Consider the following 12,949-nt stretch of genomic DNA (forward strand, 5'->3'; position numbering starts at 1 on the left):
TGTTTAATGATTTGCTAAATTCGCTAAGCCTAAATAATAGGCTGAAAATGTTTCTTTTGTGTGAAAAAGTTGTTGGCTTTTAGTCGATAAAACTGAAAATCCCCATGGTATTGGTGATAAGTGTGATGACGATCACAAATGCAAGGCATACGCGGCGCCCTAATTGCATCGAAATAAAAATCATTATCATTTACAAAAGGGTTTTACTCACTGAGAGATATGTCACATAATATAACTCAATTGAAAACTATTATCGTTTCCACTCCCAAATGTTGATCTAGGTAAAGTTATTTGGATCTGTGCTTGGTTAGAATCGAAGCTAGTTGAGAATATGCAAGACCTCAAAGGGTAGTACTACGATATGAAATTGAGTGAATTAAAGCCTGGCGACAGTGCAGTTATTTCAGAAGTTGGCCAAATTCAGTTGCCTTCTGTCGTTAAACGCAAGTTGTTATCTATGGGAATCACCCCAAACACCTCTTTTACTCTACTTAGACGTGCGCCTATGGGCTCGGGTCTAGAGTTGGCTATTCGTGGTAGTAAGTTGTGTATGCGTAAAGATTTAGCGGATGTAATTGAGGTGGATGTTGCTCATGGCTAAACAATTTCATTGTGTCACGGTTGGTAATCCTAATGCGGGTAAATCGACTCTGTTTAATGCGCTCACTGGTGCTAACCAGCAGGTAGGTAATTGGTCGGGTGTGACTGTCGAGAAAAAAACCGGTCACTTTACCTTAAATGGGGCCGATGTATTTCTAACTGACCTACCTGGTATTTATGATCTGCTTCCTGCAGGAAGTAGCTGCGACTGTTCTTTGGACGAGCAGATTGCCCAGCAGTATCTGGCCGATGCCAAGATGGACGGCATTATCAATCTGATCGATGCTACCAATATCGAAAGACACCTCTATTTAACGGTTCAGCTCAGAGAACTGGGTATACCTATGGTGGTGGTGATCAATAAGATTGATGTGGCTAAAGCCCATGGAATCGATATAGACGTCGTTAAGATGAGCGAGCAACTTGGTTGTCCAGTGATCGCCGTTTGTTCGCGTGAAGAAGCGGATATCTTACAAGTTAAAGCGCAGGTTGTTGATCTTCTTGAGGGCAAAGTCTCTGAAGCGCCATTAGTCCTTAGCTATGACAAGCAAATTGAATCAGGTATCGAGGCACTATTTGAGCGTGATAATCAGTTAAGTCGTGGCCGTGCGCTAGCGATGTTAGCAAATGGATTAGGTTGCGGTAAGTGCAAAAATGGCCAGATGTTGACTGAAGTGGCACAGTGTTCTGAAGCACTGGCTGCCGATGGCAAAGACATCGAGATCATGGTGGCAACCACGCGTTTTGACTTTGTACAGCAGGCTTATAATAGTGCGGTTAGCAATGGTGATGTACAAACGGTAAGCGATAAACTCGATAAGCTGGTGCTACACCCCATTGCCGGAATTCCGATTTTCCTATTCGTCATGTATCTGATGTTCATGTTCAGCATCAACGTGGGCAGTGCATTTATCGATTTCTTCGATATCACCGCAGGTGCATTATTTGTGGATCATTTTGGCGCCTTGATGTCGAATCTCGGTGCTCCAGCTTGGTTGGTGACGATTGTTGCTGGTGGTGTTGGCCAAGGTATTCAAACCGTTGCCACCTTCATTCCTGTGATTGCGGCGCTGTTTTTAGCCTTGTCGATTCTCGAAGGCTCAGGCTATATGGCGCGAGCGGCCTTTGTGGTTGATGGCCTGATGCGTCGTATAGGTCTACCGGGCAAGGCTTTCGTGCCTATGATTGTTGGATTTGGTTGTTCGGTGCCTGCCATCATGGCAACTCGAACCTTAGGTAGCGAACGTGAGCGTATCGTTACTGGTATGATGGCGCCATTTATGTCATGTGGTGCACGTTTACCAGTATATGCTTTATTTGCAGCTGCCTTCTTTCCTGAGTCGGGACAAAACTTAGTTTTCCTACTGTATCTCATTGGTATTTTGGCTGCGATTGGTACAGGCTTGCTGTTACGCTCAACAATTTTACCCGGCGTCAGCAGTGCCGTGGTCATGGAGTTGCCTAATTACGAGAAGCCAAAATTTAAGACAGTGATGGCTCGTACGGGTAAGCGTACCAAGAGCTTTATTAAAGGTGCGGGTAAAACCATTGTTATCGTGGTGACCTTGCTAAACTTTGTTAATGCGATTGGTATCGACGGCACATTTGGCCACGAAGACAGCTCTGAGTCAGTATTGAGTGTTGCCAGTCAGAAAGTGACTCCGCTGTTTGCTCCAATGGGTATCGAACAAGACAACTGGCCTGCAACAGTGGGGATTATTACGGGTATTTTCGCTAAAGAAGCGGTGGTTGGAACATTAAACAGTTTATATTCAACACCTAGCGATGAAGATGAGGCCTTGACTCCGTTATCAGAAAGCTTCAGTGAAGCGTTAGCGACCATACCTGAGAACTTGTTTGGTATCGCAGCAGATGATCCTCTTTCTATGTCTGTTGGTGACGTATCGACGGTTGAGGCGGCTTCTGCAGAGTTAGAAGTTGATACTAGTACCTTTACAGCATTGCATGCAGGCTTTACTGGTATTGTCGCAGCTTTCGCTTACTTGTTGTTTATTTTGCTCTACACACCTTGTGTTGCAGCAATGGGGGCCTTAGTAGGTGAGTTTGGTTCACGTTGGGCGACCTTTGCAGCAGCTTGGACCTTTGCTTTAGCTTATGGCACAGCAACGGTATTTTATCAGGCGGCAACCTTTGCTGAGCATCCACTACAATCGTCATTATGGATTGGTTTCTTTATCATTGCGTTGATTGGCTTTTATCTATGGCTTAAGCGCAAAGGCATAAAGCAGCAAACCTTGATCCCAGTAGTGAATGTGGTTACTGAATAAAAGGGCATTTTGCTAACAAAAGCAGCGATTATTCGCTGCTTTTTTGTTTTTGTGGTAAATGAGACCAGTTTTTAGCGGCGAGACGTTGTAACTCAATCAGATCTGTAGGAATATGCTGGTTTTCCCTAATCGATACTGATCGGCTAAAATGCGGATTAGTCATAGCACAGTTGGTAAAGAGGATATCCATGAGTCATGTGGACACAGAAGTTCGTCCAAGTAACTTCATTCGTAACATCATTGATGAAGATTTAGAAAGCGGTAAGCACGACCACGTGCACACACGTTTTCCACCTGAGCCGAACGGCTATCTTCATATCGGTCATGCTAAGTCTATTTGCTTGAACTTCGGTTTAGCTAAGGACTATAAGGGGCAATGTAACTTACGTTTTGATGATACCAACCCTGAAAAAGAAGATATCGATTATGTTAATTCGATTCAGGCTGACGTGCATTGGTTAGGATTTGAGTGGGATGGTGAAATTCGCTATTCATCTAATTATTTTGAGCAATTACATCAATATGCGGTAGAGTTGATCAGTAAAGGGCTAGCTTATGTCTGCTTTCTTAATGGCGAACAGACTCGTGAATACCGTGGCACATTGAAAGAGCCTGGTAAAAACAGCCCTTATCGCGATACCTCTATCGAAGATAACTTAGCGTTATTTGAAAAAATGCGTTTAGGTGAATTCAAAGAGGGTGAGTGTGCCCTGCGTGCAAAAGTCGATATGGCCTCGCCATTTATGTGCATGCGTGATCCCATTATCTACCGTATTCGTTTTGCACATCATCATCAAACCGGTGATAAGTGGTGCATCTATCCTATGTATGATTTCACCCATTGTATTTCGGATGCGCTTGAGAATATTACCCATTCACTATGTACTTTAGAGTTCCAAGATAACCGTCGCTTGTATGACTGGGTATTGGATAATCTTGATGATTTCCAAGCCCCAAATCGCACACGTCAATACGAGTTTTCACGTCTTAATCTTGAATATACCTTGATGTCTAAGCGCAAGCTGAATGACTTAGTGGTACGTAACTTGGTTTCAGGTTGGGATGATCCACGTATGCCTACTATTGCAGGCTTACGTCGTCGTGGGTACACGCCGGCTTCGATCCGGGAGTTTTGTCGCCGCATCGGTGTGACGAAACAAGAGAACATGGTTGAAGTGGGTATGCTCGATGCGTGTATTCGTGAAGAGTTAAACGAGCATGCGCCTCGTGCTATGGCGGTGATTAATCCGGTTAAGTTGATTATCGAAAACTATCCCGAAGGCCAAACTGAGTCGGTAAGCGCTCCGGTGCACCCAACGATTGAGTCGATGGGAACACGTGAATTAGCTTTTGGCCGTGAAATCTATATCGATGCCGATGATTTCAGAGAAGAAGCCAATAAGAAATATAAGCGTTTAGTACAAGGTAAAGAAGTACGTTTACGTAACGCTTACGTGGTTAAGGCTGAACGCTGTGAAAAAGATGCCGATGGCAATGTGACCACTATTTACTGTACTTATGATGATCAGACATTAGGGAAAAACCCTGCAGATGGTCGTAAGGTGAAAGGGGTTATTCATTGGGTTGAAGCCACTACTGCGGTGAAGGCGGAATTTCGTCTTTATGACAAGCTATTTAACCAAGCGAACCCAGCGGCGGCGGAGACTGTTGATGAAGTGCTTAATGCTGAATCATTGGTTGTGCGCAACGGTGTTGTCGAAGCAGGACTCGTGAATGCTGAAGCAGAAAAGGCGTATCAGTTTGAGCGTGAAGGTTATTTCTGTGCTGATAATAAAGACTCAACGCCAGACAGTTTAGTGTTTAACTTAACTGTACCATTACGCGACTCGTCAAATTAATATTTGATTCTGTTACAGGGCTAGAGGCTCAAATAGAAAAGGCTTTAGAGAAATCTAAAGCCTTTTTTTGATCGTTAATGATGTTAGCTATTGATACATTGGACCGAGTCCGAAGCTCCATAAAATGATGCTCGATGCCATTAAGGCGACTAATAACACTAGGCCGGCAGTCACCACTGAGCTGGCATAGATAAAGCCTTTTTCCTCAGGAATATTCATGATGATTGGTACCCCGGTATACAACAGATAAACCGAATAGGTTAAACCGGCTAAACCAACGACCATCATAAACCATAGTGAAGGATACAAGGCGGCTAAACCCACCATAAACAAGGGTGTGGCAGTATAAGATGCCAACTCTAAAGCTTGAGTAAAACTTGGGCTGGCATCGAAGGTTTTTGCCATCCAAAAGGCGAGGTAGGCGAGTCCAAAGACCCCGGCGATCAAACCAAAGTACATGCTGACAGACATCATTAATGCGCTATTGGCAGTGAGAAATAGTGGCTCGGAAACCCCGAGGTTCCAGCCAATCTTGGTTGATGCGATAAAGGTACAGATGGTGGGTATGAGTGCAATGAGTAATACATGACTAAGGCTGCTTTTAACGGCCTCATGGTTTTTTTCAATAGTATGCCACTCTTCTTTTGGATGTGTGTATAACCCCATTAAGTGATTCAATATCATTATAGTTATCCTTGTTCAGCTCTTATATCGTGCTCGCCAAACTACAGACGAACCCATATGCCTTTTGGTCTGCAAGCCAATAGACCTTAGGCCCCCAAACAGTCACATCAATGTGACCGATATAGTTTATTTATTGAACATAAAAGAACACTAGTCAAGCTAATAACTACTCGCGTCCTGATTTGAATCTACCGGCAGATTAAAATAGCCATGATAAACATCATCTGTTTTATGCATCAAAATGGGATTATGAGAATCACCAGCCGATGGTAATTTATCGTTTTGTCTCATTATTTTCGCTGTAGCTACTCTTAGCATTTATTCAATTGGCAATATCTGTACTCAGTTGGAGTCAGAGGATATTTTAACTGTGGTTTTATTGCTAAAATGCTCAGCCAGATTAGAGCCAAGTTATTTAGAGAGTCGATGCAAACTTTATTAGCCCCAATTAAGCAGTTTTTAAAATGTGAAACCCCTGATGAATGGATTGCAATGGCCTGTCACCCTGAGCGGCTGAATGAGCTGCTTATCGACCACTGCAATTGCGAGCTAAAAGCGGCTCAGACCGCGATGTTCATGATCCGCAAATATGCCATCGATAAAACCAGTGGTGAGTTGCTGCTGAGTTGGGCTAAGCCTTACGAAGATTTTGTTTATAACAAACAGCGCTCTATCAGTGAGTTTTTGGCTCGAGATGTGAAAAAAAATGAGCTGGTCGGGGAGTTACAGCCGAAAGCGGGTGTCGACTTTGGCAGCGATTTGATTGCAAAAATGGTGCGTTTAATCAAAGAAGAGTTTCATCATTTCGAACAAGTGCTTGAGATTATGCAGGCTAGAGGCATCGAGTATCAAAACTTAACTGCAGGACGTTACGCAAAGGGGCTGATGAAACACGTTCGTACTCATGAGCCAGCGACGCTTGTCGATAAGCTGATTGTAGGTGCCTTTATCGAGGCTCGCTCTTGTGAGCGTTTTGCCAAACTGGCACCGCGTTTGGATAGTGAGTTGCAGAAATTCTATGTGTCATTACTGCGCTCAGAAGCGCGTCATTACCAAGATTACCTTAAGCTAGCGCAATCGATTGCCACAGAAGATATCAAGCAACGGGTGGAACATTTTGCTCAGGTAGAGGCGCAGTTAATTGTCTCCCAAGATGATGAATTCAAATTCCATTCGGGTCGGCCGAGCTAAACTGAGTTTTGCTATGTGCTTAGGTATGAGATTAGCTATGAGCTTGAAGCCTGATCTTGAGATGAGAGCTTCGAGTGACACTTAATCGGTAAAGGGTAAGGTTTCGAGTCGGGTATCGGTTGCAGAGATAGTTAAGACACTGCCTTGATCATACCAGTCGCCAACCACAATACGCTGACACTCATTTGGCAACTGATGGATCTTGGGTCTGTGAGTGTGGCCATGGATCATCAGCTTGCTTTCGGTTTGCGCTATTAGCTCAGCTACAGCGTTTTGCTCGACATCCATAATGGTATAGCTTTTTTGCTGATTACCTTGCTGACTCTTATTGCGCAATTTACTGGCGATGGCAAGGCGTTGCTTTTTAGGAAGATGATTGTAGATAAACTTTGCCCAAGCTTGATTCCTAAAGCGGCGAAAGCGCTGATAAGCTTTATCTAAGGTGCATAGGCTGTCACCGTGTAATAACACCGTTTTTTTGCCGTACAGGTCGATACAGTGCACCTCTGGTAACAATGTCATCCCCGCCAACTGGGCATATTTCTTACCGAGTAAAAAATCACGATTACCATGAATGAAATAGATAGGCGTGTGGCTGGAGAATTGTTTGAGACGTTGGGCTAATTCAAGGGCAAAAGCTTCGGCAATATCGTCGCCTACCCAAACTTCAAATAGATCGCCCAAAATATACAGGGCATCGCAATTTTCAGTGTGGTTGTCGAGAAAACGATAAAACGCGTTAGCGATATCGGGGCGATCGGCACTTAAGTGCAAATCGCCCACAAAGAGTGTGTAATTCAACGGATGATTACTCGAGTCAGTTATTCAGCGATAGTGACTTTTTCGATGATAACCGCTTCTAGTGGTACATCTTGATGCATGCCACGGTTACCCGTTGCAACGGCTTTGATTTTATTGACGACATCCATGCCTTCAACCACTTCACCAAATACACAATAACCCCAGCCTTGGCCTGATTCAGACTTGAAGTCGAGGAAAGTGTTGTCGTTGATGTTGATAAAGAACTGAGCCGTGGCTGAATGTGGATCTGAAGTACGTGCCATTGCAATGGTGCCTACTTTATTTGATAGCCCATTGTTAGCTTCGTTTTTGATTGACTCATTCGGACGCTTTTGTGTCATATCTTCGGTAAAGCCGCCGCCTTGAACCATGAAACCGTCGATCACGCGGTGAAAAATCGTACCATCGTAAAAGCCATCTTTAACATACTGAGTGAAGTTAGCCGCAGTGACAGGGGCTTTTTCTGCATTCAGTTCAATTTTGATGTCGCCGTGATTGGTTTGCATTAAGATCATTAGAGTTTTCTCTTGGTTAGTCTTAGATTGATAGCGCCAGATTCTAGCCTATTCAGGGTATAGCATAAAGCGATTCGCTCCACTTTCATTCAAACCAGCTTATTTTTGCTGCGCTTTTAGGCTTTGGCTTGGCGTTAATGTGTCCAAGGGCAAAAAACGCGCTGCATTCGCGCTCTCATGCTGGAAGCGTCGGTTTTCAGGTGATAGACTCAATAGCCTATTTGTTGTCAATTATTTATAGAGAATCTCCATGTTGAAGCTATACAACAGTCTTACCCGCCAAAAAGAGCAATTTAAGCCATTACAGCCAGGAAAAGTTGGCATGTATGTCTGCGGGGTGACCATTTATGATTTGTGTCATATCGGTCATGGACGTACGTTTGTTGCTTTTGACATGATAGTCCGATACCTGAGATTCCGTGGTTACGAAGTGAATTTTCAGCGCAACATTACCGATGTTGATGACAAGATCATTAAGCGTGCGGCCGAAAATAATGAGAGCTGTGATTCTCTGACAGAGCGGCTGACACAAGAGATGTATCGTGACTTTGACGCGCTTAATATGCAGCGTCCCGATTTTGAGCCGCGGGCAACACAACATATCCCTGAAATCATCGAAATGGTTGAGCGTTTAATTGAACGCGACCATGCTTATGTTGCCGATGACGGCGATGTTTTATTCAGTGTGTCTTCGTTCCCTGAATATGGCCGTCTTTCAGGGCAAAATTTAGATCAACTGCAAGCCGGTGCGCGAGTAGAGGTCGATGAAAATAAACGTGATCCTATGGATTTCGTCTTATGGAAAATGTCTAAACCTGGTGAACCAACTTGGGATTCTCCTTGGGGCCCAGGTCGTCCTGGTTGGCATATCGAATGTTCGGCGATGAATAGCAAACATTTAGGTGAGCATTTTGATATTCATGGTGGTGGTTCAGATTTACAGTTCCCGCATCATGAAAATGAAATCGCTCAGTCTTGCTGTGCTCATGACACGCCTTATGTGAACTACTGGATGCACACAGGTATGGTGATGGTCGACAAAGAGAAGATGTCAAAGTCACTGAATAACTTCTTCACTATCCGTGATGTGTTAGCCCATTATGATGCTTCGACAGTACGTTATTTCTTACTATCGGGTCATTACCGTAGTCAGCTTAATTATTCAGAAGATAACCTTAAGCAGGCTAAGGCGGCTTTAGAGCGTCTTTATACGGCATTGAAAGGGCTTGATCTTACTGTTAAAGCAGCCCCCGCGACTGAGTTTGTGGCTAAGTTTACTGCAGCCATGGATGATGATTTTAATACACCAGAAGCTTATTCTGTGCTGTTTGATATGGTGCGTGAAATTAATCGTTTGAAGGTTGATGATTTAGTTGCAGCTTCTGCGCTAGGTGTGAGCATGAAGCAGCTTGCTGATGTGCTTGGTATTTTAGATCAAGATGTCGATGCTTTCTTCAAGGGGCAGGGCAGTGATGATGAAGTGGCACAAATCGAAGCATTAATTGTCGAACGAAATCGTGCCCGTGCCGAGAAAGATTGGCCTGCTGCCGATATTGCCCGTGATGGTTTGAACGCACTTGGTGTGATCTTAGAAGATGGCCCTGAAGGGACGACTTGGCGTAAGAAGTAACTCGCGATTTAATAGCGCTAATACAAAAAAGCCTGCATTTATAATGCAGGCTTTTTTACACTTAATGCGCAACCGGCTTAGTCGTGATAATTCTCGGCGGCGTAAAGGGTATTTTCCAACAAGCTAGCAATAGTCATTGGACCAACACCACCCGGTACAGGGGTAATATGGCTGGCTGATTCAGCCGCAACATCAAATTGAACATCACCTACCAAAGTGCCGTTCTCGAGGCGGTTAATGCCCACATCGATAACAATCGCGCCAGGTTTAATCCACTCACCAGGAATGAAGTTAGCTTTGCCAACAGCAACTACCACTAGATCTGCGCGACGAACCTTGTCTTCAAGATCGCGGGTAAAGCGATGACAAGTGGTTGTCGTACAGCCTGCTAGCAATAATTCCAGCGTCATAGGACGACCGACAATATTAGAGGCGCCAACGACTACAGCGTCTAAACCATAGGTATCAACGCCGGTAGATTTGATGAGTGTCATGATCCCCATTGGCGTGCATGAGCGCAGTACGGGAATGCGCTGAGCTAAACGCCCCACGTTATATGGATGGAAACCATCGACATCTTTATCAGGGCGAATACGTTCGATGACCTTTGATTCTTCAATGTGCTTAGGTAAAGGCAGTTGCACCAAAATTCCATCAATCGCAGGAGCGTCATTGCACTTATCAATGAGTGCTAATAGGGCTTCTTCTGAAGTATCAGCCGGTAAATCGAAAGATTGTGATAGGAAACCGACCTCTTCGCAGGCACGGCGTTTACTACCAACATAAACTTGTGATGCCGGATCGGCGCCCACAAGAATGACCGCTAAACCTGGAACACGTAAACCAGCTTCTTTACGGGCAGTGACTTTAGCAGTTAATTGAGTTCGTATGGATTGAGCAATCGCTTTGCCATCGATTAATTTGGCTGTCATGGGGGTAGGATTTCCTTTATATGGCGCGATAATAAAAACCGCGACATTTTAGCAGGGGCAATGGTTGGTGTCATTGATTTAGCTGTATAACAGACCGTTTTAAATTTAGGATAATCCCGCAGCAAGGCACTTTTGTTAAACTGACTAAATCGAATTACCACAGAAATAGAAATTCGATGCTGCAAGCTGATGCCACTAAGTATCATATCTGGTGGTTTTTTACTGCAGTGTTTGGCAATGACTTAATCGCTAATAGGTGCTAAATTAAGCATCTAAATAGGCTTTTCAAAAAAATCGTTGACGCCCATTAAGTGAGGGGATAAGATGCGCTCCGTTCTCGACGAGAGGCTTTACGTCGTAAACTTTGCGCCTCGCTAGTTAACTTTAGCCGAGTCCAGCAAATGCGCGGTTCAGTGCGTACCTTAAGTATTAAGGTTAAAGTGGACAGAGTTAGACACTCTTAAATTGTCGAACAAAAGTAATACCTTCGGTGATTAGCGCAGCCCGGTAGCGCATCTGGTTTGGGACCAGAGGGTCAGAGGTTCGAATCCTCTATCACCGACCAAATTCAAAAAATGGTAGTTATAGTTAACTAAGAGTTGAAAAGAGGTAAAATCCTCTCTTTTATAACAGCGACCATTTTTAAAAATAGCGTATCACGTTATTTAGCCCAGTTAGGATATGAACCGTGTTCATAGCGAAGCGCCCGTAGCTCAGTTGGATAGAGCATCCGCCTTCTAAGCGGATGGCCGCAGGTTCGAATCCTGCCGGGCGTACCAAACAGTGGTGATTGTAGCTCAGTTGGTAGAGCCCCGGATTGTGATTCCGGTTGTCGTGGGTTCAAGTCCCATCAGTCACCCCACTTCTTTTATATAAAGAAATTAAAAAAGCGACCTCTGGTCGCTTTTTTTACGTCCGGAATTCGGTCTTTGAGGCTCGACTATGCGGAAAACCGTGGCTATAATGTCGCGTCTTGATAAATTTCAACTATGTGCAACGACTGCCAAGCCCAGTTACCAAGCCATTTTAGTCGTTTTTTTAGATCAAGAAACGAATACCTTAATAGTTGAAAATTCGACTATTACAAAAAGATGTTTGACATATTTCGAGGTAAAACAATGCAAGTTTCTGTAGAAACAACACAAGGTTTAGAACGCCGCCTAACGATTTCTGTTCCAGCTGAACAGATCGAAAAAGCCGTTTCTGATAGTCTGAAAAATGAAGCTAAGCGTGCGCGTATCCCAGGTTTCCGCCCAGGCAAAGTACCTGTAAGCGTAATTAACAAGCGTTATGGCAAGGCTATTCGTCAAGATATCACTGGTGAAGTGATGCAGCGTAACTTCGTTGAAGCCATCATTGCAGAAAAATTAAACCCAGCGGGTGCACCGACTTTCGTTCCTGGTGAAACCGATGCTGAAAACTTCCAATTCGTAGCAACTTTCGAGATCTACCCAGAAGTAGAACTAAAAGGTCTAGAAGCTATCGAAGTTGAGAAGCCAGTATCTGAAGTTAAAGACGCTGATGTTGACGCAATGATCGAAACACTACGTAAGCAACACGCGACTTTTGAAGCAGTTGACCGCGCAGCGACTGACGGCGACAAAGCTAAAATTGACTTCGTTGGTTCTATCGACGGTGAAGAATTTGAAGGCGGTAAAGCTGAAGATTTCGAACTGCAACTAGGTAGCAACCGCATGATCCCAGGTTTCGAATCTGGTGTTGAAGGTCATAAAGCCGGTGAAGAGTTCGATATCGAAGTGACTTTCCCTGAAGATTACCACGCTGAAAACCTAAAAGGTAAAGTGGCTAAGTTCGCTATTACTCTTAAAGAAGTTCAAGCGGCAAACCTACCAGAAGTTAACGATGAGTTCGCAAAATTATTTGGTGTGGTTGAAGGTGGTTTAGAAGCACTTAAAGCTGAAATCACTAAAAACATGACTCGTGAGCTTGAGCAAGCGCTTAAAGCAAACGTAAAAGATCAAGTTCTTACCGGTCTGCTTGAGCAAAACGAAATTGATCTACCAAAAGCACTTATCGATGGTGAAGTAAACGTACTGCGTCAGCAAGCGATGCAGCGTTTTGGTCAGCAAGCGGCTAACATGCCTGAGCTTCCAGCGGATCTATTCACTGAACAAGCTGAGCGCCGCGTAAAAGTAGGTCTACTTCTTGGTGAAGTGATCAAGACTAACGAGCTAAAAGCTGAAGATGAGCGTGTACAAGCGTTAATCGCTTCTATGGCTTCTGCATACGAAGATCCAAGTGAAGTTGTTGAATACTACAACAACAACCAAGAGATGATGCAGAACATGCGCAACGTTGCGCTAGAAGAGCAAGCAGTTGAAGCACTACTAAAATCTGCGAAAGTGACCGAGAAAGAAGTCAATTTCGAAGAATTTATGAACAAGGCTACTGCACAAGCGTAACCTATGCTTGACTTAAATGGCTATTA

10 protein-coding genes and 3 tRNA genes are annotated in these 12,949 nt (G+C 44.1%); 9 read left to right on the top strand and 4 right to left on the bottom strand.

Annotated features, from left to right (window positions below; genetic code table 11):
* The first annotated feature begins 361 nt into the window (after window positions 1-361).
* The 3 genes from L1D21_RS04465 (at window position 362) to glnS (ending at window position 4,747) form a co-directional block, all read left to right on the top strand.
* Window positions 362-601 carry a FeoA family protein gene (locus L1D21_RS04465; protein ID WP_239844016.1) on the top strand — a complete coding sequence of 80 codons (240 nt, stop codon included), beginning with the start codon at window positions 362-364 and terminating at the stop codon, window positions 599-601.
* On the top strand, window positions 594-2,888 hold the full coding sequence (gene feoB / locus L1D21_RS04470) for a Fe(2+) transporter permease subunit FeoB (RefSeq protein WP_239844017.1): 2,295 nt from the start codon (window positions 594-596) through the stop codon (window positions 2,886-2,888). Before L1D21_RS04465 ends, feoB begins: the two co-directional genes overlap by 8 nt.
* A gap of 188 nt (window positions 2,889-3,076) precedes the next feature.
* Window positions 3,077-4,747, top strand: coding sequence for a glutamine--tRNA ligase (gene glnS, locus L1D21_RS04475; RefSeq protein WP_239844018.1), 1,671 nt, complete (start codon window positions 3,077-3,079; stop codon window positions 4,745-4,747).
* An 87-nt stretch (window positions 4,748-4,834) separates the two neighbouring features.
* Here glnS and L1D21_RS04480 read toward each other — a convergent pair whose 3' ends face one another.
* The gene (locus L1D21_RS04480; RefSeq protein WP_239844019.1) at window positions 4,835-5,431 is read right to left on the bottom strand and encodes a Yip1 family protein; all 597 of its coding nucleotides are present in this window, start codon (window positions 5,429-5,431) and stop codon (window positions 4,835-4,837) included.
* Window positions 5,432-5,857: 426 nt separating this feature from the next.
* On the opposite strand from L1D21_RS04480, the gene miaE reads away from it, so the two are divergent.
* A complete protein-coding gene (gene miaE, locus L1D21_RS04485) occupies window positions 5,858-6,622 on the top strand; it encodes a tRNA isopentenyl-2-thiomethyl-A-37 hydroxylase MiaE (RefSeq protein ID WP_239844020.1) in 765 nt (254 codons plus the stop codon).
* Window positions 6,623-6,703: 81 nt separating this feature from the next.
* On the opposite strand, the gene L1D21_RS04490 is transcribed toward miaE, so the two are convergent.
* The gene (locus L1D21_RS04490) at window positions 6,704-7,423 is read right to left on the bottom strand and encodes a UDP-2,3-diacylglucosamine diphosphatase (protein ID WP_239844021.1); all 720 of its coding nucleotides are present in this window, start codon (window positions 7,421-7,423) and stop codon (window positions 6,704-6,706) included.
* A gap of 20 nt (window positions 7,424-7,443) precedes the next feature.
* The gene (locus L1D21_RS04495) at window positions 7,444-7,938 is read right to left on the bottom strand and encodes a peptidylprolyl isomerase (protein WP_239844022.1); all 495 of its coding nucleotides are present in this window, start codon (window positions 7,936-7,938) and stop codon (window positions 7,444-7,446) included.
* A 250-nt stretch (window positions 7,939-8,188) separates the two neighbouring features.
* Between L1D21_RS04495 and cysS the strand changes: the two genes are divergently transcribed.
* Window positions 8,189-9,568 carry a cysteine--tRNA ligase gene (gene cysS, locus L1D21_RS04500; protein ID WP_239844023.1) on the top strand — a complete coding sequence of 460 codons (1,380 nt, stop codon included), beginning with the start codon at window positions 8,189-8,191 and terminating at the stop codon, window positions 9,566-9,568.
* Between the two features lie 77 nt (window positions 9,569-9,645).
* Here the strand turns inward: cysS and folD are convergent, their stop codons facing one another.
* Window positions 9,646-10,500 (bottom strand): bifunctional methylenetetrahydrofolate dehydrogenase/methenyltetrahydrofolate cyclohydrolase FolD, encoded by an 855-nt coding sequence (gene folD / locus L1D21_RS04505; protein WP_239844024.1) that lies wholly within the window; start codon window positions 10,498-10,500, stop codon window positions 9,646-9,648.
* Window positions 10,501-10,988: 488 nt separating this feature from the next.
* Between folD and L1D21_RS04510 the strand changes: the two genes are divergently transcribed.
* From L1D21_RS04510 to tig, 4 genes are all read left to right on the top strand, one after another.
* A tRNA-Pro gene (locus L1D21_RS04510) sits at window positions 10,989-11,065 on the top strand.
* A 137-nt stretch (window positions 11,066-11,202) separates the two neighbouring features.
* Window positions 11,203-11,279 (top strand) — tRNA-Arg (locus L1D21_RS04515).
* A gap of 7 nt (window positions 11,280-11,286) precedes the next feature.
* Window positions 11,287-11,362: transfer RNA gene (locus L1D21_RS04520), tRNA-His, on the top strand.
* Window positions 11,363-11,618: 256 nt separating this feature from the next.
* On the top strand, window positions 11,619-12,923 hold the full coding sequence (gene tig, locus L1D21_RS04525; protein ID WP_239844025.1) for a trigger factor: 1,305 nt from the start codon (window positions 11,619-11,621) through the stop codon (window positions 12,921-12,923).
* The last annotated feature ends 26 nt before the right edge of the window (window positions 12,924-12,949 follow it).

Source organism: Shewanella sp. Isolate11 (assembly GCF_022398315.1).
Taxonomy (GTDB): domain Bacteria; phylum Pseudomonadota; class Gammaproteobacteria; order Enterobacterales; family Shewanellaceae; genus Shewanella.

Bases quoted from the DNA above. Each gene is read 5' to 3' on its own strand.
- L1D21_RS04495 (WP_239844022.1), bottom strand. From the start codon at position 7,938: ATGATCTTAATGCAAACCAATCACGGCGACATCAAAATTGAACTGAAT.
- miaE (WP_239844020.1), top strand. From the start codon at position 5,858: ATGCAAACTTTATTAGCCCCAATTAAGCAGTTTTTAAAATGTGAAACC.
- L1D21_RS04465 (WP_239844016.1), top strand. From the start codon at position 362: ATGAAATTGAGTGAATTAAAGCCTGGCGACAGTGCAGTTATTTCAGAA.
- tig (WP_239844025.1), top strand. From the start codon at position 11,619: ATGCAAGTTTCTGTAGAAACAACACAAGGTTTAGAACGCCGCCTAACG.
- cysS (WP_239844023.1), top strand. From the start codon at position 8,189: ATGTTGAAGCTATACAACAGTCTTACCCGCCAAAAAGAGCAATTTAAG.
- L1D21_RS04480 (WP_239844019.1), bottom strand. From the start codon at position 5,431: ATGATATTGAATCACTTAATGGGGTTATACACACATCCAAAAGAAGAG.
- folD (WP_239844024.1), bottom strand. From the start codon at position 10,500: ATGACAGCCAAATTAATCGATGGCAAAGCGATTGCTCAATCCATACGA.
- glnS (WP_239844018.1), top strand. From the start codon at position 3,077: ATGAGTCATGTGGACACAGAAGTTCGTCCAAGTAACTTCATTCGTAAC.
- feoB (WP_239844017.1), top strand. From the start codon at position 594: ATGGCTAAACAATTTCATTGTGTCACGGTTGGTAATCCTAATGCGGGT.